This window comes from Streptomyces sp. NPDC008238 (assembly GCF_042956445.1).
Taxonomy (GTDB): Bacteria; Actinomycetota; Actinomycetes; order Streptomycetales; family Streptomycetaceae; genus Actinacidiphila.
The window spans coordinates 39065-63372 of sequence record NZ_JBIBGK010000005.1 but is presented as its reverse complement, the minus strand read 5'-3'; the positions used below and the strand labels follow the sequence as shown (position 1 = coordinate 63372).

The 24308-nt window shown below is 71.8% G+C and carries 21 protein-coding genes; 12 read left to right on the top strand and 9 right to left on the bottom strand.

What is annotated here, in order from left to right; translation table 11 throughout:
• Positions 1 to 27: 27 nt before the first annotated feature.
• Positions 28 to 546, top strand: a complete 519-nt coding sequence (locus ACFZAU_RS14350; RefSeq protein WP_500552376.1) for a hypothetical protein — start codon at positions 28 to 30, stop codon at positions 544 to 546.
• Between the two features lie 208 nt (positions 547 to 754).
• Here ACFZAU_RS14350 and ACFZAU_RS14345 read toward each other — a convergent pair whose 3' ends face one another.
• Together ACFZAU_RS14345 and ACFZAU_RS14340 are read right to left on the bottom strand one after the other, a co-directional pair.
• Complete coding sequence (locus tag ACFZAU_RS14345) at positions 755 to 1183, bottom strand: hypothetical protein (RefSeq protein ID WP_500552375.1); 429 nt, start codon at positions 1181 to 1183, stop codon at positions 755 to 757.
• A gap of 236 nt (positions 1184 to 1419) precedes the next feature.
• A complete protein-coding gene (locus ACFZAU_RS14340; RefSeq protein WP_500552374.1) occupies positions 1420 to 1824 on the bottom strand; it encodes a hypothetical protein in 405 nt (134 codons plus the stop codon).
• 119 nt (positions 1825 to 1943) lie between these two features.
• On the opposite strand from ACFZAU_RS14340, the gene ACFZAU_RS14335 reads away from it, so the two are divergent.
• Positions 1944 to 2168, top strand: a complete 225-nt coding sequence (locus tag ACFZAU_RS14335) for a hypothetical protein (protein WP_500552373.1) — start codon at positions 1944 to 1946, stop codon at positions 2166 to 2168.
• Positions 2169 to 2541: 373 nt separating this feature from the next.
• Positions 2542 to 3183 carry a hypothetical protein gene (locus ACFZAU_RS14330; protein WP_500552372.1) on the top strand — a complete coding sequence of 214 codons (642 nt, stop codon included), beginning with the start codon at positions 2542 to 2544 and terminating at the stop codon, positions 3181 to 3183.
• 89 nt (positions 3184 to 3272) lie between these two features.
• Here the strand turns inward: ACFZAU_RS14330 and ACFZAU_RS14325 are convergent, their stop codons facing one another.
• The 5 genes from ACFZAU_RS14325 to ACFZAU_RS14305 all read right to left on the bottom strand — a co-directional run bounded on the left by ACFZAU_RS14325 (position 3273) and on the right by ACFZAU_RS14305 (position 9024).
• Positions 3273 to 4157, bottom strand: coding sequence for a C40 family peptidase (locus ACFZAU_RS14325; protein WP_500552371.1), 885 nt, complete (start codon positions 4155 to 4157; stop codon positions 3273 to 3275).
• Positions 4158 to 4308: 151 nt separating this feature from the next.
• Positions 4309 to 6264, bottom strand: coding sequence for a WD40 repeat domain-containing protein (locus ACFZAU_RS14320; protein WP_500552370.1), 1956 nt, complete (start codon positions 6262 to 6264; stop codon positions 4309 to 4311).
• A gap of 251 nt (positions 6265 to 6515) precedes the next feature.
• Positions 6516 to 7313, bottom strand: coding sequence for a helix-turn-helix domain-containing protein (locus tag ACFZAU_RS14315; protein WP_500552369.1), 798 nt, complete (start codon positions 7311 to 7313; stop codon positions 6516 to 6518).
• Positions 7314 to 7523: 210 nt separating this feature from the next.
• On the bottom strand, positions 7524 to 7970 hold the full coding sequence (locus ACFZAU_RS14310) for a hypothetical protein (protein WP_089228656.1): 447 nt from the start codon (positions 7968 to 7970) through the stop codon (positions 7524 to 7526).
• A 115-nt stretch (positions 7971 to 8085) separates the two neighbouring features.
• Positions 8086 to 9024 carry a hypothetical protein gene (locus ACFZAU_RS14305; RefSeq protein WP_500552368.1) on the bottom strand — a complete coding sequence of 313 codons (939 nt, stop codon included), beginning with the start codon at positions 9022 to 9024 and terminating at the stop codon, positions 8086 to 8088.
• A gap of 713 nt (positions 9025 to 9737) precedes the next feature.
• Here ACFZAU_RS14305 and ACFZAU_RS14300 point away from each other — a divergent pair.
• The 7 genes from ACFZAU_RS14300 (at position 9738) to ACFZAU_RS14270 (ending at position 20752) form a co-directional block, all read left to right on the top strand.
• Positions 9738 to 10439: a DUF6058 family natural product biosynthesis protein gene (locus tag ACFZAU_RS14300; protein ID WP_500552367.1), complete on the top strand. Its 702-nt coding sequence runs from the start codon at positions 9738 to 9740 to the stop codon at positions 10437 to 10439.
• 870 nt (positions 10440 to 11309) lie between these two features.
• The gene (locus tag ACFZAU_RS14295) at positions 11310 to 14804 is read left to right on the top strand and encodes a WD40 repeat domain-containing protein (protein ID WP_500552366.1); all 3495 of its coding nucleotides are present in this window, start codon (positions 11310 to 11312) and stop codon (positions 14802 to 14804) included.
• Between the two features lie 22 nt (positions 14805 to 14826).
• Positions 14827 to 16449, top strand: coding sequence for a hypothetical protein (locus ACFZAU_RS14290; RefSeq protein ID WP_500552365.1), 1623 nt, complete (start codon positions 14827 to 14829; stop codon positions 16447 to 16449).
• Positions 16425 to 17708: a nucleotidyltransferase family protein gene (locus ACFZAU_RS14285; RefSeq protein WP_500552364.1), complete on the top strand. Its 1284-nt coding sequence runs from the start codon at positions 16425 to 16427 to the stop codon at positions 17706 to 17708. The genes ACFZAU_RS14290 and ACFZAU_RS14285 overlap by 25 nt, the downstream gene beginning before the upstream one ends.
• A gap of 26 nt (positions 17709 to 17734) precedes the next feature.
• Positions 17735 to 19093 (top strand): hypothetical protein, encoded by a 1359-nt coding sequence (locus tag ACFZAU_RS14280; protein ID WP_500552363.1) that lies wholly within the window; start codon positions 17735 to 17737, stop codon positions 19091 to 19093.
• Positions 19094 to 19144: 51 nt separating this feature from the next.
• Positions 19145 to 19708 carry an SLATT domain-containing protein gene (locus ACFZAU_RS14275; RefSeq protein ID WP_500552362.1) on the top strand — a complete coding sequence of 188 codons (564 nt, stop codon included), beginning with the start codon at positions 19145 to 19147 and terminating at the stop codon, positions 19706 to 19708.
• A gap of 402 nt (positions 19709 to 20110) precedes the next feature.
• On the top strand, positions 20111 to 20752 hold the full coding sequence (locus ACFZAU_RS14270; RefSeq protein ID WP_500552361.1) for a hypothetical protein: 642 nt from the start codon (positions 20111 to 20113) through the stop codon (positions 20750 to 20752).
• Between the two features lie 111 nt (positions 20753 to 20863).
• Here the strand turns inward: ACFZAU_RS14270 and ACFZAU_RS14265 are convergent, their stop codons facing one another.
• Positions 20864 to 21952: an AraC-like ligand-binding domain-containing protein gene (locus ACFZAU_RS14265; RefSeq protein WP_500552360.1), complete on the bottom strand. Its 1089-nt coding sequence runs from the start codon at positions 21950 to 21952 to the stop codon at positions 20864 to 20866.
• 250 nt (positions 21953 to 22202) lie between these two features.
• On the opposite strand from ACFZAU_RS14265, the gene ACFZAU_RS14260 reads away from it, so the two are divergent.
• Positions 22203 to 22334, top strand: coding sequence for a hypothetical protein (locus tag ACFZAU_RS14260; protein WP_500552359.1), 132 nt, complete (start codon positions 22203 to 22205; stop codon positions 22332 to 22334).
• A gap of 405 nt (positions 22335 to 22739) precedes the next feature.
• On the opposite strand, the gene ACFZAU_RS14255 is transcribed toward ACFZAU_RS14260, so the two are convergent.
• Positions 22740 to 23468 carry an SDR family oxidoreductase gene (locus ACFZAU_RS14255; RefSeq protein ID WP_500552358.1) on the bottom strand — a complete coding sequence of 243 codons (729 nt, stop codon included), beginning with the start codon at positions 23466 to 23468 and terminating at the stop codon, positions 22740 to 22742.
• A gap of 76 nt (positions 23469 to 23544) precedes the next feature.
• Between ACFZAU_RS14255 and ACFZAU_RS14250 the strand changes: the two genes are divergently transcribed.
• Entirely contained in the window at positions 23545 to 23925 is a 381-nt protein-coding gene (locus tag ACFZAU_RS14250) for a MerR family transcriptional regulator (RefSeq protein WP_500552357.1), read from the top strand.
• Positions 23926 to 24308 lie beyond the last annotated feature (383 nt).

The following is a 24308-nucleotide window of genomic DNA, read 5'->3' as shown; positions in this document are numbered from 1 at the left end:
GTCACGGTCTTCGCCGAGCCCGGTTTTATGGGGCGCAACGAGACGCTGACCTGGACCGGCGGCGAGCGCGAGGTGGTCCCGCTCACCAAGGTACCGCTGCCGCGAATCGGCTCGATCAGGCTGGAGCGGCTGGTGTACCGATTCCAGCCCGAGGTGCGGATACCGAACCTGTACATCCTGTGGCACGCCCTGACCGAGCGCCCGGACCGCACCGACCCCGAGGGGGGCCTGGCCAGCTTCATCGCGATAAACCAGCTCGCCGGCATGTTCTCGGCGGGTCTGTGGGAGCCGGTTCCGGAGTCCAGGGCCCGGTCCAGACTGCGGCTCTGGGCCGGGCGTCCCGCACATTTGCTCCCCGCGAACGCGGAGAGGGGCGCTTCCGGTAAGGCGGCCCCGGGCAAGGTTGCGGGCTCCAGGGGGGCGGCCGTTCCCGGCACCGAGCCCTGGCACGACGTCCTGGCGAATACGCCCGACCTCGGCTCCTGGAGCACTCGCACCCGCTACCTCGAACTCGGCTACCACGACGCCCGCGGCCCCCGCAGCTGACTGGCCGCCATCCTCGTTCGCTGGTTCCGGTTTGTGCCGGCGCCGACGGGGGATGTCGGATTGCCATGCTGCGCGGCAATCGAGGGCAGCGGCCGGGGTGTTCGTCTCTTGGTTACCGGCGGCTTCCGCCCCGCCTGCTTGCGCGGCAAGAACGACGCCACCGGTGATACGAGCGCCGTCGTGTGGATCGTGGCCCCACGGGGCTGTGTCATGCCCCCGAGGGAGTTGTGCTGGCGCGGTTCACCCTCCACGCGAGAACAGCGGCCCCGATGGGTAGACCTGCCATGGAGCCCAGGCTGTCTCCGAAATCTTCGCCGCTTGTCGAGATCTGTGCCCCGAGCATGCTGCCGAGCACCGACAGGCCCACCACGATGGCGAAGACTGTGGCGATGCCCGAGCGCCAGCCACGGGGGCGCTTCCGGCACAGGTCAACTACCGGCTGGCTCGCTCCCACAACCACCACCATGGTGAGCGGCTTGAGAGCGTCGTGGAGCTGGCCGAAGAACCACGCAACGAGTAGCAAAAGTCCCAAGGGAACGAGATAGACGAGCTGAAGTGAAGCCGTCTCGGCAGCCACATCCCACGGGCGGCCGCCCACTGGATCGCCCGCCGTGATCTCGCTGTTGTTGCTGGTCATGACCGGAGCGTAGCTGGCGCCGCAGAGGGAGTACGACCCGCTGGCGGTGACCGGCAGCCCGGCTCATCGAAGGCGATCCGCTCGCATCTGTGGCGGCGCGGGATCCGGGCGGTGATCCCACAACCACCGACCAGGCCGCCCACCGCACATGGCAGGGCAGCCACGGCGGCAGACCACCAGCCCTCGACCGCAGGGCCTACGAACCCCACAACATCGTCAGACGCAGAATCAACAAGCTACAACTCACACCACTCGCCCACAGGATCGGCCGCCCCCCACGTGTGCGTGAAGTCGTGTACCAGCTCCCACGCGCGATCGATGTCCAGGACAAAGTGCCCCGTGAACAGTCCGAGGTCGTCCATGATCGGGACTTCGACCTCGGCACTCGAGGGCGCAGTGCCGTCTCCTACGAGCAGAGACATCCGCTCGGGGTCACTCATCAGGTGGACGACCGCGTGGTTGCCTCGGAAGGCCAATGTCAGCACCGGGAACTCCGTGTTCGGCGACCGAACCTCGAGGTAGCCCTGGCCACGGGAACGCAGGTTGTTGAAGCGATCCGACAGATCCTGCACCTCTGAACGTCTCTCTTCCGGATGGAACAGTCCAGATTCCGACGTTGTAGCCGCCCACATCACGCTCATCGTGCCCCCTCCCCACACGAGCCGTCGCCCGTGATCCAGGGCCACGCTCCCAGGTCCCACCACGACAGGACTATGGTGACCGGGCCGCATGATCGTGTTCGAGTTCTAAGGTACGGCCTATGTCTGATATGTCCACGCCTAAGGTGCGCCTCTGGGCGATCCTGCTCGGGCTCAATGCTGTGGTTGCTACGTCGACGATCGTGGTGTGCAGGCAGAGCGGGACACCGTGGACCGAAACCTTGGTCAGTGCGGGTGTGATTGCTCTTGCGGGCCTGATGGCCGGCCCATGGGCGATGCGGCGGGCCAGGAGAAGGGTCGAGGAAGCAATGCGGCAACATCGTTGATCCTGTTCCGTCGCCGCCGGGAAGGCGATGGCGGGGGGTGAGGTGAAGAGTCACGCCGTCGTCGCCGGGGCTTGAGGGTGGGGCCGGCCAACGCCGGAATCCCCACCGGATTGACCGCGCTCCTGCACGATCAGGGTGACACCGAGCGAGCTCGCACCTGCTGGCAGCAAGCAGCGGACCCTGGCGACTGAACGGCTACTCCCCAAGCACCCTCGACGGGGCCGGCAGACACTGATCCGCACCTTTTCACCCGGTGAAACGGAATTCGGCGCCCACCTGCACGAGAGCCGGGCCTGCGGGGCGCTCGAGGCCGTGGGCAGCTCAGCGTGCCCCGGCCCCCGTACGTGTCCGTTCCGAAAGATACGCTCCGGCCATGAGCATTGACTGGGGCGACGCCCCGGCCTGGGCGGCCATCCTCATCTCGGTCCTGGGAACCGCGTACGCCGTCTTGGACGCCAAGCGCCGCGACCGAAGGCAAGCGGCGGAGGCCGCCCAGCAGGCGGCGCTCAACGAAGAGTCCGCGCAGATCAGCCAGCGGGCCGCCGAGGCCGCGGAACGCCGTGCGGCCGCGGCCGAGCGCCGGGCGGACGCCATCGAGGAGATCGTGCGGCAGATGGCCGTGCGGCCCGGCGGCGGGTATGAGAGCCGGGACGGCCGCGGCCGCCCCGGAGGCCGACCGGGTGGCCGGCCTGGGGGTGGCGTCCCCGGCGGCATCGTGGTCCCACCGCGGCGCACCCGTTCTGAAGGCCAGGACGTCGCGTGGCAGGTCGAGCAGGTCGGGAAGTCGCTGTACCGGCTCCGTAACACCGGCACAGCCATCGCGACAGGCGTCCGTATGGACCGTGCGCGGATGAACCGGATCGTGCGAAACGTTCCGGAGGACGCCGTCGTGCACCCCGGCGAGGCCACCGAGTTCATCATGGCCGGCGTGGCCGGCAGCCGGATCCCGGCGCAGGTCTGGGTGACCTGGGAAGGCCAGGACGAACCGGTGGCCGTGCCGGTCCCGGCCACCTGACCTCGGAACGCGAGCAAGCGACCACGAGCGGGCGCACGACGGTGCGGGCGCCGGTGGCCGCTTGGCAGCGGCCACCGGCGCCCGGTGCGTCACGGCTTGGGCGGTGCGGTGTTGCAGTCGGGGACCCCGACGAGCCAGGCGGGTCCCTGGATGTAGATGTTGGTCATCCAGGCCTTGTAGTCGGGCAGGTAGGCCCAGACGTCGTTGGAGTAGCCCTCGGCATCGACGCGTTCGGCGTGCTTCTGGCACTGCACGCGGATGGTGGTCGGGCCGGGGAAGGCGTAGACGCGGCCGGCGCTGAGCGAGGGCGCCTGCTTGGTCCACACGCCGCTGCCCCAGGTGCGGTGGATGTTGCCGGTCACCGTACCGGTGTTGACGCGGACGGCGCCGTAGTAGTCGCCGCCCAGGCGGACATCGCTGACCATGAGGCGGGTGCCGGACTCCTTGGCCTCGACCATCTTGCCCGCTCCGAGGTAGATGGCGATGTGGTGCAGGTCGTCGGAGCGGCCCCAGGCCAGCAGGTCGCCGGGGAGCAGCGGGGCCAGGCCCTGGGCGGCGGTGAAGCGGTTCGCCGCCCGGTGGGTGTAGTACTGCGTGCTGGCGGTGCCGTTGAGGATGTCCGAGCCGGCGGCACGGGCGTAGGCGTGGCGGACGAGGCCGGAGCAGTCGAAGCCGAGCCGCTCGGGGTCGTGCGCGCTGTCGGGGTCGGTCGGGTCGATCTGGCCGTAGGTGGCGCCGGGTTGGGCGCCGTGGCCGCCGCCCCAGGTGTACCAGGTGCCGGCCGTCACCTCGGCGCATGCGGCGGCGATGGCGGCTTCGGCGGCCGCGGAGGCCCCCGGGGCGAGGGCGCCGCACGCGGCGGCTTCCCGCCCCGAAGCGTTCGGCGGGCCGGCGGCGGCGGTCGCGGCCGGCGCGGCGAGGAGAAGGGCGAGCAAGGCGATCAGTGTGTGGACGACTCTGGTCCGGTAGGCCATGCCGGGATCCCCGTTTTCTGGTGGTGTGCGGAACTGGTCGGACAGCAGCCTGTGGGCCGCGCCCCGGGCCCGTCGAGGTGCGGGCGTCGCCCCGTTGCGGTGGGCAACGGGAAACCTTCGGGAAACCCGCGCCCACCTGGAGAGGCGGCCGTCACCCCTGGCGGGGGCAGGCGGCCGTCCGCGGCAGTTCGGACGTGGGGACACCGGGCAGCAGGGCGGCGAGTTCGCGGGTGTCCAGGCCCGCGCGCAGTCGGCAGATCGCGGCCAGCCGGGCCTGCGGGTCGAGGTCCCACAGCCGGAGGGTGCCGTCGGTGCTGCTGCTGGCGAGGGTGCGGCCGTCGGGGGCGAAGACCACGCTCCACACCGAGTTGGTGTGCCCGGTCAGGGTCGCCCACGCCCTGCGACCGTCGACGTCCCACAGGCGCACGGTGCGGTCGTTGCCGCTGCTGGCGAGGGTGCGGCCGTCGGGGGAGAAGGCCACCCCGCGCACCGAGCCGACGTGGCCGGTCAGGGTCGCTTCGGTGCGGTGGCGGCGTACGTCCCACAGCCGGACGGTGCCGTCGTTGCCGCTGCTGGCCAGGGTGCGGCCGTCCGGCGCGAAGGTGACGCCGCGCACCGCGCCGGTGTGGCCGGTGAGGGTGGCCAGCCGGCGGTGGCTGGTGACGTTCCACAGCCGGACGGTCAGGTCGTCGCCCGCGCTGGCGAGGAGGCGTCCGTCGGGGCTGAAGGTGACGTCGTTGGCGTAGTCCTCGTGGCCGGTAAACACGGCCAGCGGGCGGCCGTCCGCGGTGTCCCAGAGCCGGACCGTGCGGTCGCTGCCGGCGGAGGCGAGGGTGCGGCCGTCGGGCGCGAAGGCGACGGCGAAGACCTGCCCGGTGTGGCCCGGCAGGGTGTCCAGCAGTCGGTGCCCGGCCACGTCCCACAGCCGGACGGTGCCGTCGGAGCCGGCGGAGGCGAGGGTGCGGCCGTCGGGCGCGAAGGCCACCGAGAAGACCGTCTCGGTGTGGCCGCGCAAGGTCGCCGCCAGCCGGCGCCGGCCCGCGTCCCACAGCCGCACGGTGTGGTCGGTGTCGGCGGTGGCCAGCAGGCTGCCGTCGGGGCTGTACTGGGCCTGCCACACCTCGGTGAACGGGCGGGCCGTGAGCGTCCGGCCGGCGAGGTTCCACAGCACCACGGACTGGTCGAAGCCGGCCGTGGCGAGCAGGGCGCCGTCGGAGGTGACGGCGACGCCGAGCGCGTAGTCGGTGTGGCCGGCGAGCACGCCCGTCTGGCGCCCGCTGTGCACGTCCCACAGTCGGGTCGTCCCGTCGCCGACCGCGCCGGCGACCGTGGCGCCGTCGGGCGTCCAGGCGACGGCGTTGATGTCGTCGCTGCTGCCGGACAGCGTCGCGGTGAGGCGGCCGGTGCGCACGTCCCACAGCCGCACCGTCCGGTCGATGCCGCCGGACACCACTGCGCGGCCGTCCGGGGAGAACGCCACGCCCAGCACCCCGTCGGTGTGGCCGCGCAGCACGTCGAGGGAGCGGGCGCGGCGCAGGTCCCACAGGCGTACGGTGCGGTCGGTGCCGGCGGAGGCGAGGGTGCGGCCGTCGGGGGCGTAGGACAGCGCGTGCACGGTCCCCCGGTGACCGGGCATCGAGGCGGTGACGCGGTGGGCGCCCGTGCTCCGGCGCACCTCAATCGTGCCGCCCGAGGTGGCGACGGCCACCTCGCGGCCGTGCGGGGCGAACGCCACCGCGCGGGCGGCCCGGGTGGCTGCGGGGAGGGTCGCCGTCATGCGGCGGCGGGTGACGTCCCAGAGCTGGACGGGTCCGCTCGTCGACGTCGCCGCGAGGGTGCGGCCGTCGGGGCTGAAGGCGAGGGACCGCACCGGCCCGCGCACCGGCAGCACGGCGACGGTGCGGTGTCCGGGGACGCTGCGCAGGATCACCGTGCCGTCCGTGCTCCCCGTCGCCAGCAGTTTGTCGCCCGGGGCGAAGGCCACCGTGTTGACGGGGCCGCGGTGTTCGTCGAGCCGGGCGGCGAACGGCTGGGACTGGGTGCTCAGCAGGGCGCCGCGCGCCTCGGGGGTGTCGTGGGTGCGGAAGGCCTGCTCCGCCAGCAGCATCGACGCCTCGGGGCGGCCGCCGGCGAGGGAGGCCGAGCGGACGGCGAGGGCCTGGGAGTGCGCGACGCGTTCCTGGCTGCGGGCACTCTCGCGCTGCTGGTAGGCGAGGCCTCCGGCGGTGACCGCGAGCCCGAGCAGGACGGCGAGGGTGGCCAGCAGATATTGCCGCAGCCGGGCCTGGCGTCCGAGCTGCCGGCGGTGGCTGTCCTCGGCGGCCTGGCTCGCCCGCAGGAACTCCGCCTCGCCCGGATTCAGGCGGCTCCATCCGTCCGATTCGTCGGCCCAGGTGCGTACGACGTCCAGCCGGGTCCCGCGGTACAGCGCGGAGGGGTCGTGGCCCTCGCTCTCCCATGCGCCGGCTGCGTGGGCGAGTTGCTGGGCTCGCGCCGGAGCTGCTCGGCGGTGACACCGAGGTCCTCGCCCAGGGCCTTGGAGGTGCGCTCCAGCAGTTCCTCGAGCGGCCGCGCGATCGGGGTGAGGCTCACCATCGGCCACTGGTCGGCCCCCGGCATCGGGAAGTCACCGCGCCGCAGCGCCGGGACGAGACCGGCGTGCAGCAGGGACGACTTCCCCGCGCCGGACGGCGCGACGAGCATCAGCGGCCCGCTGCCGAGCCGTTCGAAGATCCGCTCGATCAGCACGGCGGTCGCCCGCTCCCGGCCGAAGAACCACGCCGAGTCCTGCGGACCGAACGCCGACAGCCCCCGGTAGGGACACGCTCCCTGGGACTGCGCGCCGGTGCCGTCCGCCTCCTCGCGCGACCCCGGCGGCCGTTGCGGCGCGCGCTCGACGAGCTCGAGCAACTTCCCTTCGGCGCCGAGTACCTGGTCGCAGAGCCGGGCGACGTCGACGGTCGCCCGCTTCGCGCCGGTCTCGATCTTGCTCAGGTAGCCCTTGCTGTAGTGGGTCCTGCGGGCCAGGTCGGCGAGCGACAGGCCGCGTTCTTGCCGGAGTCGTCGTAATCGCTCGGGGAACGAGTGCGTGGTCGGCGCATCCGGTTTCCCCGCGTCGTGGTGGTCTGCTTCGGTCGCGTGGTGTGGGTTGACCACGTTGTCCCCCCGGGCGGTACGGCCGTGCAACGGCGCACGTCAAGGCTACTGGGGGGACGGCTGGGACATCCCGGCGTTCGTGCGCTGTGGCGCAAAGACGCACGTCCGGAGCCGGGTCGACGGCTCCGGACGTGCGTCGCTGCGGTGCCCGGGCGGGGCGTGTCCCCAGGTGAGGGCGGTGGCCCGCGGGCAGTCGGCCGGCCGGGCGGATCAGGTCAGGGTGGCCCCACAGCCGCCGTTGACCCACTGGTGCGACCGGATGTTGTTGTCCACGACGTTGCCGTCGGTGAAGTAGTTGTCCGACAGGTTGTCGGCGTACAGCTCGCCGGGGTACAGGCAGGTGTGGCCGAGCTGGTGGTCCTGCCAGTAGAAGAACTTCACGATGGACAGGTTGCCCGTGAAGCCCCGGTTCATCACTGAGGACGCCCGGTCGTTCGCGGCGCCCCAGTTGGAGCTGTCGCCGGAGGCGACCATGATCGGGCTGCCGTTGCAGTCGTAGCCGTCCCAGGCGTACATGTTGCCGTTGCGCGCCCCCCACTTGCTGTCGCACACGGCGCCGGCGGCGCTGCTCTCAGCGGCCTGCGAGGTGGCGGCCGGGACGGCCACGCCCAGGGCGGTGAGCCCGATGAGCGCTGCGGAGACGGTGAGCTTGCGCATGGTGGTTTCCCTCGTTTCTCGATGGTGCCCGGTGGTGGTGCGTCGGCGGGGCGGGGCGTCGGGTGCCCGTGGTGTGCCCGCGCCGGTGGACGGGGCGCTTCCGTGCGCGCGATGGTCAGTCGCGCTCCGGAACGATGCGCACCGCCCGGTCGTAGGCCTGCCGGCCGAGACGGCGGTAGGTGTCGATGTCCTTGACGTACCGGTCGGGCAGGCGGTCCAGGTAGTGCTTCTCCCGGGCCGTGGCCACGGCCCGCAGGGAGGTGCGCCGCGCGCAGTCGGCGTCCGCGACGGCGGTCCTGCGCTCGGCGGCGAAGGCCTCGTCGGCGCGTGCCGCGCCCAGCCGCACGGCCGCGGCCCGCACGCCGTCCTGGGCGGCCCGGGGGTCGGGGTAGGGTTCGCCCGCCTCGCGCATGCACGCGGACCACGCCCGGACGGTCGCGGTGAGCTGCGGGTCCTTCATCAGCTGCCCGGCGTAGAGGGCGTTGGCGCTCAGCGCGATCTTGCTGGTGCGGAACCACTCGGCGGGATCGCCGTAGAGCGTGCGCTCGGCCTCCTCGGTGCAGCCGCCGATGCGCTTGCGGATCTCGCCGCCGTTCGGCATGGGGGCGGTGAGCAAGCGGGCGCCGTCGCCGCCGTCCAGGGCCTCGTCGAACAGGGCTCGGCGCGTGGCGGGCAGTTCCTGGCGGTAGGTCCCGTTGACGTTGCGCTCGTGCAGCCTCGTGCTCTTCGCCTCGATGCGGCTGCCGTAGCCGTAGGTCCGCGCCCACGCCGGGTCGTCCTGGACGAAGCGCACGGGCCGGTTCTCCTGGAGCGTCAACTCGCGCTCCTCCTGGTAGGTGAAGCCCTGGCGCTCCATGCACCGGCTGGTCAGCCGCTGGAGGGCGTCGTTGACGCGGAGCTCCTGCCGCCAGGTCAGCGCCGGTGTGCGCACGCCGGTGTCCTGGCGCGTCTGTCCGCCGGCGTCGCCGGAGTCGTCACCGCCGTCGCCGCAGCCGGTCACCACGGCGGTGGCGAGTGCGGTCACCGCATACAACGACATGAGCGCACGTCTCATGGACCCCGATTCCCCCTGCCGCCTCATGGCCCTGGATCCCCGGTGCCGCCCGGTTCCCCGTGCGGTACCGGAGAGGGCGCCCCCTTCGGTTGCCGCCGGCCACGGTCGTGCCGTGTGCCGACGGGACACAGACTTGTGGCGCCGCCCGGCCGGCGTCGACGGGTTTCCCGTTGCCCACCGGCTGCCGGACGGGGAAACCGGGGGCGAGGTGGGGGAACGCGGCGGGGGAGTCAACGTCAGCCGAGCAGCTGGGGGGAGTGCCGACGTCCGCTCAGGTGCCTCCCGCTGCGGCCACCGGGCGGTGCCTCAAGCGCGCGGACCACGGTTCCCGCGCACTGCGCTCGTAGGGCCTCCGGTGCGGATCGAGGGCACTGCAAGAGGAACTGCACCTCTACGTGTCAAACGGGGGCGATCAAAGCCTGCAGGATTGCGTCCCGCCTGGTGGTGCAGCCAGGCGAGACGCCCGCGGACCAGGGCCACCAAGGGCGTCGGCTCCCGCACGGCCGTCCTGGTGATAGCCCTCGAGATCGTGGAGTCCGCCCAGTACCGGTGGCGCGCGGTGAGCACACCGCCCCACCTATTCCGGCCGGCGCGCGCTTCCAACCTCGACGACTTGTCGAACGTCCCGAAGCTCGCGTCGTCCGACAGCTGGAGCCTCGCTCCTTGCCGCCAGCTCCGCGTCAATGTCAGTGCCACCTGGGATAGTTCCGGGCATGCCCTATCCCACGACGTATTCGGCTGCGGCTGCAGATCAGCACGTTACCGACCTCGCCGGACGGCCATGCCCGCGCCTGACCGGTCCAATTGACCTCGCACGCCGGTTGGCCGAGCTGGACGAGCATTACATCCGCACCCAGTTCGTCGAACTCGACGAACTGGCCGCCTCTCGGGAGGAAGGTGCGGAAACCGCGCGGAAGCTGATAGCCGATGGTCGGCTACCCCAACCCGCCTATCGGCTGGACGACGGTACTGACATGGTCGCCGTCGACTTCTTCGCTCCGGTCGATGCCGCAGGCGGGGTCGAGGCGCTGCCGGAGTGGTTCCGCGACCGCTACCTGCAGGCCGCGCGCCATCTGGGCCTATCCGACGGCCCTGCCGAGGCAGACGAGCAGTGGACCACATACCTCTCCGGCGGCTACGGGGTTTGCCTGCTGCAGGCCACGCCGGAGTCGATCGCCGAAAAGGCTCTGTACATCACCACGATCGATCGTCTTCTCGTCAGCCCCCAGCCGGACGACGCGTCCTGGTCCGAGCAGCTTCGTTCCGCCGTGGACGCGCTGGCCGCCATCGAGCGGCCCGGCTCGCCCTTGGATCCTCCGCGCTGGGGCGGCCCGATGTCACCGCAGTGGTACGGCGCCTACCTGCGTGCGTACTTCCCGCAGGCCTTCACGGTTCGCACCGGAATGACAACCTGACCCAGTGCTGGCTCCGCGGCCTCCCAGACAGAGCGAACAGGGATGATCGACACGTCTTGACGATCACTCGCCTACGGACGTGTCCGGGCGGTGTGCGGATACGACGGGGCGCGAAGGACGGAGGCCGTCGTCGCTGCGACCGCAAGAAATGCCGTCGGAAGCCGGGAGGCTGCCCGGCGCACAGTGTTTGATCGCAGTTCGAATGTCGGTGGGCTGGCCCTTGAGGCGGTCGGCGAGTCCGCTACGAGTGCACGCCGCCGGCCGGCTTTTCACCGCTCGAGCCGCGGGCGTCGCCAGCGTCGTCACCGCAGCCGGTTCCCGCTGCGGTGCCGAGCGCGCTCACCGCGCACAACGACATGAGCGCACGTCTCATTTCCCGTTGCTCACCGGTTGCCGTTCCGGGAAACCGGGCGAGGTGGGGGAACGCGGCGGGGGAGCCGACGTCAGCCGAGCAGCCCGGGGGAGGGAATACCGACGTCCGCTCGGGCGTCTCCCGCCGCGGCCACCGAGCGGTGCCTCGAGGAACCGCGTGACTGGAGTGCGACGGTCGAGCGGTTGGCCGCCGACTTCGGAGTCCGTCCGATGAGGCTGTGGAAACGGATGCGCCGGGCGGGCGTCGACGACGGAACGTGGCCCGGGCGCTGTGGTCAACGGCTTCCGCGACTGGGCGGTGCGGCTGCCCCACTCGGCATCGACCGTACGTTCGGCGACCCAACGGCCGGGACGCGACAGCGATTGTGAAGGTGATGGGAAGAACCGACAAGAGCGTCTGGATCTCCCCAAGTCCCCCCTCTCCTGACGTCGCGGCTGCCATCATGTGCCGATGGACCGGCGGACCGCACGCTTCCGCCGGCGGGGGCATGGGGAGACATGGTGGCCGACGAGCCTTCAGCCGCGTTGGACGTCCGCGCGTTACTGACGTCGGAGCTGTCGGTCACCGACCGGACAACGGCCCGGCGCGTGCGGCACGCCCTGCTCTCACCTGAGCAGCCCGCCCTCACCTACCTGCAGGAACGCGTCGCCGCCGAGGACACCGACGTCCTGCGTACCCTCCGCGACGCGGATACGGCCGTCCACCGGCTGCTGGCCCCCAGAGCCGCGGCTGCGACCAGCGTCCGGGCCCTGGCGGGTCACGGCCCCTACCGCGCGGACGAACCGGCCGCCGCCCAGGCCCTGCGGGCCTCCGCCGCCATGGCACTCGCTCTGGTCGGCGACGCGGAGGAGGCGCCGGGTCAGTTACGGACCGGGATGCTGTGGCTGCGGCACTGCCAGGCGCACCTTCCGCTCGACGGGCTGGAGACGACGAGCCTGCTGGAGCGGGCGGCACCCGGACACGCGGCACGGATCAAACGGCTGACGGCGGGACTCGGCGAGGACGAGCGGGACCTCGCCCTGCCGGTCCTGCTGTGGCTGCTGACTCTGGACGGGGCGCTGCCCGAGCCGCAGAAGGCCACCGAGGCAGGCGTGCTGTTCGACGCCGGGCGGGGCGGAGCACGCGGAATCCTCACGGTCGCTGTGCTGCCCGAGGGGCCGCCCGCGCTGGTGCCCGACCCCCGGACGATGTCCGGCTTCCGTGCCGACGCGCGGTTCCAGCAGTCCCTCCGGGACGCCTGGACGGCGGCCGGGCACGAGGCGACCGGGACGGTGCTGTGGTCCCTCACCGGCGCGGACGGGGTCGTGGGGATGGTGGCCGACCGGTCGCTGGGCTGTGCTTTCGGCGTGCTCATCGGCGAGGCGGGTCGCCGCTCCGGCAACCGGTCCGGCCCACCTTCCTCCAGGAGCCTCAGGGAACGGCTCTCCTTGCCGGCGTTGCGTCGTCTCAACTCCCGTACGGCGCTGGTCGGTGGGCTCGACGGGACGCGGGCGGGCGGACTCGTCAGCGTGGGCGGCTACGCGAGCAAGTTGAAGGCGGCGGACAACGGACAGAACGTGATCGTCCCGAAGACCGACGAGGACGAGGCACGTCAGGCGTGGCACGGCGACAGGTCCGCGAACCTGCTGGTCGCCTCCACCGTCTCCGAGGCCGCCCGCCTGGCCCGGACGTGGGACGGGCCGGCCCTGGCCCGCTGGGCCAAGGTGACCGGGCCCGCCCTCCTGGTCGTCCTCGCGATGGTCACGGGCCTGGCGGTCTTCCTGGCCAAGGCGGGCGAGCAGGAGGCGGACAAGGCGCTCGCGGCGGATCTCGCCGCGGAGGCCCTGTCACTCCGGCAGACCGACCCCCGTCTCGCGGGCCTGCTCGGCCTCGCCGGAAGCCGTATCGCACCGGACACCCCGCGGGCCGTCCAGGCGATGCGCGACGTGCTCGACACCAACTCCGGCGTACGGCTGTCCTGGCAGGCCAGCCCCACCCGGGTGGACAGCGTCGCCGTGGACGACAAACGCGACCGCGTCTACACCACGGGCAACGACTCGGGCGTCAAGTCCTGGGACCTGCGCACGGGGAAGCTCCTGGGGAAGGCGCCCGGCGAGGTGGGCGGCCTGGTGCTCAACGACGTGAGCGGGTTGCTCGCCGCCCGCGGCTCCTCGGTCGTCTCCTTGTACGAGGTGCTGGACGACGAACCCGTCCTGCGGGGCACCTTGCCGGTGCCGACCTGTGCACGGGCGGAGAGCCGGACCGCGGCGATCGCCTTCACCGACCGGGGAGTGCGGCTCGTCGAAGTGCGGGACGACGGCACGATGGCCCAGTACGACACCACCACCCGTCAGCAGACCGACTGCCGGCGGCTCGGCTCGATGAGTGTCCCGGGGCTGCCCGGCGGCCTGCGCGTGGTGGTGGACGCCTCGGTGGCCACCAGCCCCAATCAGCGCGCCGACCGGGAGCCCGCCGAGGAGCGGGTGGTCCTGCTGCTGACGAACAACCGCGTGGTTTCCGTCGGCCTCGACAGTCACAAGGTGGCGGTGGAGATCGATCAGGAGGACGTCCAGGACACGCCGACGCACATCGGGGCGACCGACGAGCTGATCGTCCTCGCCAGCCCAAAGGGCGTTCAGGCATGGGACCGGGCCCGGCGCCGTCAGCTCACCTTCGCGGTGGGCAATCTGCCCACGGCCCCCCGCGCCATGGTCGAGCACAGCGGCAGCGTGGCGATCGCCGGCGACGCGGGCACCGCTCTCGTACCGGTCGGCGCCGGGGACGACGCCGCCGCGAGCCGGGGCCTCGACGAGCCCCGCGGAGGTGCGGCGACCGCCGTGGCCGTGGGGGCTGACTTCACGGTGGTCTCCGCGGGGCTCGGGGGTCGCGTCAACGTCCTTGACGAGCAGCCCGGACCGCTGGGCCGCAGCACGGCATCGCAGACCACCGCCGCCGCCTTCGGTACGGACGGACGGCTGCTCCTCTCCTCGTTCTCGGACCTCGTGCACGCCGCCGAGGGGCTGTACACGGTGCGTCCGGAAACCGGAGACAACCCCTCCCTCTCCGCCCGGACGGACTGGCCGCACGAGACCACCTACCGCTCCGCCACGTTCTTCGTCAACGACGTCGCGATGAGCGCGGAGTACGTTGCCGGCGCCGGACAGTTCAACGGGCGGGGCACGATCGCCGTGTGGCGGCGGAACGGCACCTGGCTGCGGGACCTGCGGCCTTCCGGCGTCGACGAGACGGACCGTCCCAGCGCCGAGCGGATCGTCACCGACGTCGCGTTCGTGCCCGAGGCCCACCTGTTGATCGCCCGGCACGTCACCGGCCCCGTGACCGTCTGGTCCACCCGGACCTGGAAGGAACTGGACACCGTTCCCCTCGCCGACGGCATCGACCTGCGGGTGCACGGGACCCGTGCGGTCGTCCTGGAACGGCCGGGCGAGGACGATGCCCGGCTCGTCGCCATCGACCTGACCACGCCGCGGGACGCCACCACCCGGACGGTGAGGACGCCCGGCGCGTACCGGCTGGACTGGAGCCAGGACGGCTCCCGCCTCGCCCTCCTCGTCGACGGCGACAGCGTCCGGTACCTGGACGCGGAGCTGCGGGCCACCGGGTCCCCACTGCGCGTGCCCGACGTCGGCACCGGGGCGAGGACGGTGGCCCTGTCACCCGACGGGAGCCGGACGGCCGTCGGCTTCGCCGACCAGGTCCTCGTCCACAACACCGCGACAGGACTGCTGTCGATGCCCGCCCTGCACCGGAACGGTGCCGGGGACATCATCCACCTGTACTGGTCGCCGGACGACCGCATGCTGGTCGGTGTCACCCGTTCGTTCCGTACCGACAACGCCGCCGGGCCGCTGAACCTCTGGAAGGTGGGCGGCATCGACTGGCAACGGAGCATCTGCCGATGGACCGGCGGAAAGGGGCTCTCCCGCGAGGAGTGGGCCAAGCACGTAGGCGACCGCCATCCGTACATCGATCTGTGCGCCGAGGAGAAGTGACCGACGCATGACTCCCTTATCCATGCCTTTCCGTGTCCGCACCCTGGCGGCCCTCCTCCTGTCGGCCGCCCTGGTGGCCACCGCCGCGTGCTCGGCGGACACCGACGACAAGGCCGCGGGTGCCCGGGGCACCGGCCCCTCCTCCTCGGCGGCGGATCGTCAACGGCCCGTTCTCGCCTACGTCCGGCCGAAGCAACAGGCGGTGATGGTGGCCGACGCCGCCGGCCGTACCTGGCAGGCGGACCGTACCGGAGCACTCGTACCGGACCGGCTCACCTGGTCACCGGACGGCCGCCGGCTGGTCTGGACGGACCCGGCGAAGGACGGTGACACCACCGGACGGCTGCACGTCCTCGACGTCACCACCGGCAAGAAGGTCTCCCACGGCTGCCCTTGCAGCGGGGCCGGTTTCCTCGGTGAGGACGCCGTGAGTCTCGCGAGCGACGGCAGCGCGCTGCTGGTGTTCCCGGCCACCGGCGATCCGCAGCGGATCGCACTGAGCCGGTCCAAGGGACCGTTCGCCAGTCTCGTCACCGGAGGGGCCGAGGACGTCACCCTGTTCACCCCTCTGCCCGAAGGTCCGGGGGTCTTCCGTGGCCAGGGCACACTCGACGCCGTCGACCGGCGGGGACGCGTCCGCCCGCTCCTGCCGCCGAAGCAGCCGTCCACCCTCACCCAGGCGTGGCGGGCACCCGACGGCAAGGGCGTGGCCTGGGGCAGCGCGGACAGCGGCGGGGCCTGCTGGACGGTCTCCACGCTCTTCGAGCACTCCGGCACGTCCGGCCGGCCGACGCGCCTGCTGCCGAGCGACACCGCGTTCCGTCAGGCGCTGATCGGGGACCAGCGCTCGATCGCCTCGGCCGCCTGGGCGGGCGCGGGACTGACCGTGACCTACGCGGGCATCGAGAGCTGCCAGGCCCGGTACCCCGGCCGGTCCGTCACCTACTACGTACGCGACGGGAAGTGGACCTACCTCGGATCCGGCCTGCTCGGACTGGCTCTCGGGGCGGACGGACGGGTCGCGCGGCTGCGCGGCGACGCCCACGTCGCCAACGGGATGAGCCTGCCCACCGGTGCCCTGAGCCTCACCTCCGGCGCCGGGGAACGCGTACTGGCGGACGGTGTCTCCACCTTCGTCTTCACCCCGGCGGAGAGCGCCGCCGCGGCCGCGCCCGCCGCCCGGCCGCAACCCCCCGGTGCGGCGGTGACGGAGGTCGACAACCACGGGAAGGCGCTGCCCGAGGCGATGGTCCGGCTGGCCCGCCGCATCGAGCGAGCCGCCGCCGACGGCGACACCGAGGCACTGGTACGGCTCTGCGCCGGCTGCGGCGAGGGAGTGCTGCAGTGGGTCCGGCGCAGCGAGGCGCCGTCGGAGATCCTCCGGGCGATCCGCGCCCACCCCGGCAAGAACGGGCCCCAGGGGCTGATGTATCCGGGTCTCACCATGTGTGTGGACGAGCCGGAGCAGGACATCACCTGCACCCCGGAGCAACTGCACGACATCGCCGTACTGGGCCTGAAACCGGACCGCTCCGACACCGACTACTACGGGTCGACGTACTCGGTGTGGGAGTCCGTGCCCGTGCCGCTGATCATGCGCATGGAGAACGGGGAGGCACGATGGACCGGACTGGCCGCCGGATGACCGGCCCTGGAGCCGCCGGATCCCAGGCGGGCACGGAACACGAGATCCCGCCGTGCCGGGCCGGCGACGCGTCGCCGGACGACGGAGCCGGCGCTGACCCGGGGGCCGCGGCACGGCTCGGTGCCGACGCGCGGGCCGCCGACGGCCCGATCATGACGGGGGACGTCCTCGACGGCAGGCGGGTCGTCGGCTTCGGCTGCGTGGCCCCCGCCGCGCCGACCTCCGCCGACGACCGGCTGCTCCTCGAAGGCGACGAGCACAGCGAGCCGCCGTCACGCAGCACCGACCCCGCCCGGCACCCGGCGCTGGAGCGCGTCGGCCACCTCCCTTACGCACGGCTGCAGCGGGACCGGATCCACTGCGTCGACGACCTCGCTCCCGGCCTGACCCGAGCCTTCGACGAGCTGATCCACGGCGTGCGCGGCCCCCGCTTCCTCGCGCCCCTCATCGACCGGTTCGCCGCGTCCGGGCACGGCTTCTGGCTGGCCGGGGGCGCCCCGCGCGACCTCCTGTCGGGTTTCCGCCCGGACGAGGTGGGCGACCTGGACGCCACGGGCACCGCCCCGGCCGGTGCCTTCTGCGACCTCGCCGAAGACGTCCTCGAACGGGACGGGTTCAGCGCCGAGTGCCCCCCGCGGTTCAGCCCCGACAGCCTGGTCTGCTCCGTCCTCACCCCGCAGCGCGACGTCCGCGTCCTGGACTACCGGGGCCTCGGCGTGCGCGGGCTGCCCTACCCCGCCACCGGTACGGACCTGGACCAGGACGGCCGGCAGCGCGACCTCACCGTCAACACCCTGCTGTACGACCCGCTGCACCGCGTCGTCGTCGATCCGCTCGGGCGGGCGCTCCGCGACCTCCCGCATGGAGGCGATGGACCCCGCCGACTCGTTCTCGCCGGTGCGCCGGAGGACCCCGAGACCTGCGCGGAACTGCTGCTGCGCGCGCTGAAGTTCCTGCTGCGCTGGCAGCGGCCTGGCGATGAACGCACGGCCCGACGGCAGGGCGGGCCCCTCCTGGACCGCGGCGCTGAGGAAGAACACGGCCTGGACGACAGCGCCGTGCGGGCCTGGGCCGTATCCCTCCCCGCGGACCTCGTGGCACGGCTGGACGAGCGCGGGGAGTTCGCCTGGGAGCGTCTGCGGGAGCAGGCCGGCACGTGTCTTCCCGGCGGGTCGGACAGCCTCCCCGCCGAGTCGGTCCGCGCCTACGGGCCGGTCGTCGCCGAGCTGCTCGCGCGGATCACCGGGCCCGGAGCATGATGGGCGCGGCCCAGGAGGAGGGCGTGATGGCCGTGCACCGTCCACTGAGCAGCTGGATCGCTCGCCTCGTACCGGGTGCGCCGGGCGCCCCCGCGTCCCTGGGACGGATCAACGACGGCAACGAGCGGGCCGACGCCCGGGAGATGAGCCGGTTCCGTACCGCCGCCTGGACGCGGACGAGCGTCACCGTCGGCCGGTACGGACCACCCGTCCCGGCCCTCGCCCTGCGGGCTCCGGACGGGTCCCTGGTGGTCGAACTCGACGACTTCGGCAGGCCGCTGTCCGTCACCGAGGACGGCGTGGGCCTGGTCGCGGCACTCGAGGAGTCCTGGACCGCCGTCCCGGCCGATCCCCGGACCGTGGAACGGCTGCGGGCGGAGAGCCTGGAGCTGCGCTACTTCCTGCTGCACCGCCTCGACCGGGAGACCGCGGCCCCCGCAGCCCTCTTCCACTGCCTGCCCTGGGGCCGGGTCGAGGCCGCCGCACACTCCGCCGCCGCGCTCCTTGATCCCGCGGGGACCCCGCGCTCGTCCGCGACCGGCGTCGTGGGGTCGCCGCAGGCGGGGGAGCTGCGCCACTGGTTCACGCCGGCCGCCACCTCGCTCGCCGGTCCGCTCTCGGTGCTCGAAGCCGGACTGCGCGGCGACCGGGACGACCTCTGGTTCGGGCGCGAGGCGGCTGCGCTGCTCACCGGGCTGCTCACGGCGGACCCGGCGCGCCTCCCGGCCTCCGCCAGGTCCGCGCTTGCCGCGCTGGCCGAACGGCTCGGCGCCGACCCGGTGCTCCGTCACGGCGCCCGGCTGGCCCGGACCCGGCTGACCAGCCCCACCCCCGGCCCTTCGACGGTCCTCGTGGATCTGTCCCTGACGGCGCGTCTCGACTCCGAGTTCGTCCTGCTCGCCTCCTCGGGGGAGGAGGACGAGGGGGTGGTCACCCTGCACGAACGACCGCTGGCCGCTGAGGTGGCGGTGACGCGCGACGGCATGGTGGACGTCGAGCTGGCGATCGAGGACGACGGGAGGGCGACCGCCCGATCCGCGGCGCAGGACGGGCCGCTCTGCTACCCGGTGCGGGTAAGCCCCGTCCGGGGAACCGCCGGGGCGGGCGCCCCCTCCCGGTACTGGATGGTGCTTGACCGGGTCGGCTCCGGCTGGAACGGTTTCCTCACCGTGCCCGTCCCGGACGGGCAGTTCGACATCGGCCTGGACGCGCCGCCCCTCGCCCTGCCCTTCCTCGACCGGGTCCCAGCCGCGGAACTCCGGGCTTCGCTGCACGCCAACGAGCTGATCGGGACCACCCGTTGGCACGAGATGATCGACGGACTGCACCGGCACCACCCCGCGCACGCGGCGCTCGCCGCGTACGACGCCGAACTCCCCACATAGGCCGTGGCGTACGGGCTTCGGGGGACCGGGCCAGGCGGCTACCGTGGACAGGTGGACACCGCTGACGCTCAACCAGATCCCCCCTCCGGTACGGACGTGACCGCCGGTGGCGACGCCCGCCGCCGCGCGTTCGAAGCGGAGTTCCGGCGCCTGGAGGAGAGCGCGATGTACAGCGCCCAGACGCAGTTCGAGGAGGCCAAGCGCTGGAGGGCGCTGCACTGGCTGCTGGGCATTCCGGCAACCCTGCTCGCTGCGGTCGCGGGAACCACCGCGCTGGTGGAGTCCACAGGCGGCACTCCCGCGGGCATCCTCGCGCTGGTCTCGGCAGGCCTGGGCGCGGTACTCACCACGGTCAACGCGCCACAGCGGGCGGGGCAGGCGGCAGCCTCCGCCAACGCTTTCCTGGAGATCCAGACGGCCGCACGGCAGCACCGCGAAATCGACCTGCCGGACTGGCCCCTCGGGGAGGCGCGTGAGGCACTCGCCGCACTGACCACCCGCCGCGACGCGCAGAACACCCAGGCAGAGGTACCCAGCCGCCGCGCCTACCGCAGGGCGCAGGCCAACCTGCGAGCGGGTTCCCAGACCTACGCGGTGGACGAAGGGTCCGGCTGATCCCGACATCACCGGACGCCCCGCACCGCAGGAGAACACAGCGAGAGAGAACGGCCCGTCAGGTCAGGCGCGAGGCGGATCCCAGACCACGGCTCCGCTCTGGGTGCCCTTGTACGGGGTGTCCCGGCCTCGGTGTCGTGGGCCGATGGCGTAAGGGCCTCACGCTCGGGTCCTGGGACTCCTTGAGGTCGCGTGCCGGATGATGGCCGTCAGGTGGAGGCTGCGGACGGCGAAAACGGCGCGGGAACGCGTCCTCAGCGCCGCTCCAGGCCGCGCAAGGCCGGGAGGACGTCGTCAACCGACTCGATCAGCCGGGCACGGCGGTCGGATCACCGGCACGAGCACCACCCCGGATGATACGTGCTCCACTGACCGGGCAGACCACGGCAACCGGCCGTTCGCATGGCGAAGACCACGGGGCGGGCACTTATCGTCAACGGCCTGGCGCCGGCGGTCAACGACAGTGCGACCGTCAAGCCCGAGACTCTGTACGCCAGCACGTCGGCTGGCGTCCGGCGCAGCCTCATTCCGATGGCGCTGGGCTCATCAGGCTCAGGTGAACGGGGAGGGTTTTCAGTCATGAGGCCGACAGCAGGGATATTCGTTCGGGCCGCACTGGCGGCAGTGCTCGGGGCGGGAGCACTGCTGGCCATGCCGGGTTCCGCTCAGGCGGGAACATGCAGCACGCAGGGCTGTGGGGGAGAGGTCAGCAACAACTCACGTATGAACGTCCGCATCGCGAACAACTGGTGCTGGGGAGTCTCCTCCGGGTGGTGGCATGAGGGCGAAGACAAGTTGCCTTGCGTCACGAAGCCCGGCACGTGGTCGGGATGGCCCGCCGACGTCGAACTTCCGCCGGGTGACTGGTCCAGCAACCACGCCTCCTACTACGACACCGATGCTGTCCGCTTCTACCGCGGCTGCGTCACGAAGTGGCACTACTGGGGACTGCCCGGCCAGACCACCGACCGCCGGGGCAAGAGCAGCATTTGGCTCAAGCTCTTCGACGTGGACCATGTCTACATCGACTCCATCACCTGCTGACACCAGGCCGTGACGCGGTTCGTTGAGCACGCCTGCCACAGGTCTGCCCTCGCTCCGCAACGTGTGCACCAGGGTCAGCCCTCGGGTGCCGTGCGCCGGCAGCCACGACGATCACCACTCATCATGGGTGGGTGGTCCTGGTGTGCCGGCGCGCGCGGTGCCGGTTCCGGGGAGGCGCCGGATCATTGTGCGTGGGTGCCCCGCTGTGGACGTTGCCCGTCCACCGTGCTGGTGCTGGGCCAGGTGGCGCAGGTCTCCGGGGGGCATGCCGTAGGTGGCCCGGAAGAGGCGGCTGAAGTGTGCCTTGTCCGTGAACCCCCAACGGGCGGCGATGACCTGAACCGTGTGCTGCCCGTACCGGGGGTTGACCAGGTCGCGGCGGCAGTTCTCCAGCCGACGACGACGTATCCACCCGGCGACGGCCATGTTCTGCGCCTGGAAGAGACGGTGCAGTTGTCGGGTGGAGATGTTGTGGGCGGCGGCGACCGTGGCCGGCGTCAGGCCGGGGTCGGCCAAGTGCTGCTCGATGAAGGCACGGATCCGCAGCATCAGGGCTCGGTGGTGTGTCTGAGGCGGCAACTGCGTCTCAGCGTCCAGGTGGTGGGCGCACACGGCTGCCAGCAGATCGACCGTGACGGCGGCCAGCCGAGAAGCGTCCGACGCCGTGTAGGTATGGGCATCGGCCGACAACTGTTGTAGAAACCCGGCCAGGAGTGCCCCTACACCGTCGCCTGCCGGTAGCCGCCCGGCGCTGAGGGAACGGACCTTCCCTTCCGGTAGAGGAAGCAGCGTCCGGGGCAGCTGCAGCATGATGCTGCTGATGTGTCCGCAGTCGGACCAGGCGGCGCCGTGCCAGGGCCGCGAAGTGTCGTAGAGCAGCAACTCGCCTGCCGCGCCGACGACGTCGTGTCCGCCTTGGGTGAGCAGGTGACCTCCGCGCAGGGTGAGCATGACCTGGTAGCACTCGGGATCAGACCTACGGACCAGCTGCGGGGTCCGTAGGGATCGCAGCGGCGGATACCGGAGTTTCGTCAGTTGCACGCTGCCGAGATCCACCAGCCGCAGTTCTGCCTCAAAGTTCGCCGTGTGCGCGCTCGACAGCGTGCTCGGCAGGAGAGACTCGGCGGTCAGGTTGCACCAATAGTCGAACCGTTCGTCGGCAGGCAAGTCACACGTCCGCGCCTCCACCACCAGCATCATTTCCCCCTTGTGAGCCGTGGGTACCCTCCGCTCCGAAAGATTAGGTGATCATGTCAATAGATTGGCCCGGTTCGTATCACTGCCTCGGCTGAACCAGTCGGCAGATGACTTCCTCGAGGGTCACGGCTCGGCGGCCGCACCCCACAGGCGTAGCCGTAGCAACTTCTCGCTCTGATCCCCGCGATCCGGCACATGAGTGCTCACGGTCGGCCCGCGGGTACGGGTGGCCCGGTACCCCGCGATATTTCACGTGCAGCCGGTACAGCGCTACCAGGATGCTTGCCCCCTTCTTCTGCTGCAGGATCACCCGCTGCTGCTGCTCGCGGACCCGGCGGAGCTCCGCATGCGCGGGCCGGACCGCCAGATGGTGTTCGAGCTCTAGGCACGCCGCTGGCGACGTACCCGGTGGAGCGGGACGACCAGCCGCCGCGTGCGAGAGGAGGCCATCGCCGCGGCGGCCGTGACGCCACTGGCCGCGCCGCCAGGGAGGGGTGAGCGGCGCGGCCACAGACCCGCCTGCCCAGCTCTCCCGGGGGTATGCATCAGCTCATCCACCTGAGCCGGACCTGGCGGTGGACGACCTGCGCTGGGGCGAACGCGGGGTGCGGCCGGCCACCGGTGGGGGAGTGGCTGAGCCGGCTGTGCCGAACGACGGCTACGCGCCCGGTAGGACCAGGTGACGGAGACATCCCGGGGTCTGGACGACAGCGTCCGCCCCCGACGTCAGGGCGGCGCCAGCCGAAGCCGAGAAGCAGCTGACCGAAGTCCGGGCGGCTCGAAGGGCTCCTCAGGCCGCCATCAGTGCCGCCATGGCGCGGTCCATCGCGGCGTTGAACTCTTCCGGCGTCAGCGGTAGACGGGACTTGACGTCCCGACTCCACTGGTCGGCGAGGACCTCGGCGGAATCCGCCTGAACCCCGTCGAGTGCCGCATCGGCCAGGTCCGACGGCGCGATCTTGTCCACCGGCCAGCCCGTGGCCATGTCGGTGTCGGCCAAGCCGAGGTGCACCGCGGTCACCAGCGTGCCCTGCTCGGCGAGCTCCAGGCGGACGCCGTTGGTCATGGCCCAGGCAGCGGCCTTGGACAGGTGGTAGGCATTGGCACCCTTGCTCCCGAACCATGACATGGCAGAGAGGACGTTGACGATCGCGCCCCCGCCGTTCCTGGCGAGCGCCGGTGCGAACTCCCGGATCATCGCGAGGTGGCCGAACAGGTTGGTCTCCAGTTCGTGCCGCACCACGTCCAGCGAACCGGTCACAAGGTCGGTCCCCGTGGAGATTCCCGCGTTGTTGATGAGCAGCGAGACGTCCGGGGCCGCCTCGGCGACGGCCCTCACGGATGCGGGATCGGCGATGTCGAGGGTCAGCACCTCGACCCCCGGCAGGCCCACGGTCTCCGGTCGGCGGGCCGTCGCATAGACCTTGCGGGCACCCCGTTCGAGCAGGCGCTGGGCGAAGGCGCGGCCCAGACCGCGGTTGGCTCCGGTGACAAGGGCTACGCAGTTGTTGATGTCCATGTCCGGTACGCTAAAACCTGACGTTGACGTCAGAGGCAAGTGCTGGTCGTCAGAGCCATGGGTGAGAGGAATCACCATGTCCGTCACAGGGGCCGCGGCCGAGCGGCTGATCCGCATCGGCGAGGTGGCACGGGGTGCCGGCGTCTCGGTCCGCGCCGTGCGCTACTACGAGCAGCAGGGGCTGCTCATCGCGGAGCGCAGCCCGTCCGGCCAGCGCCTGTACCGGCAGGACGCCATCGTTCTGGTCCGCTTCTTCCAGCAGATGTTCGCCGCCGGCCTGACCAGCCGAAGGATCAGCGAACTCCTTCCGTGCTGGGTCTCCGGGCACACCGACGCCGGGCAACGAGCCATGCTGCGCGTCGAGCGCGAACGCATCCAGGGCAAGATCGACGACCTGCAGGCCGCCCTGGACCGCCTCGACGAGGTCATCGCGATCACGGACACGCACCCGGCCTGAGCCAGCGCTTGGAACCGGGTCGGGTGCGAGCGAACGCGGCGCCCGACGGCACCCACTACTTGTGGTCGAGCCTGTCGCACAGCCAGACCGCCCGGACGTTCCGCGTCAGCTTCGGTGCGAGCTGTTGATCACTCTGTGTGCAGGAGACCGTGTAATGAGTTTGCTGGACGTGCTTTCGGACGAATTTCTCCCCGCTGCCGCGGGTGACTGACCTCATGCGAAGAAGCACGCAGGTCAGCAGACTCTTCGGCCGTGCGCCTTCGGTCAGGGAATGGCTACTGAGGGAGGGCGAGGGCTCGGATCGGCCGTGACAGGCGTCGGCGGCAGAGCGCATCCCAGGATGAGGAAGCCTGGAAGTTGGGGACGATGCTCTGTCTGCGGGT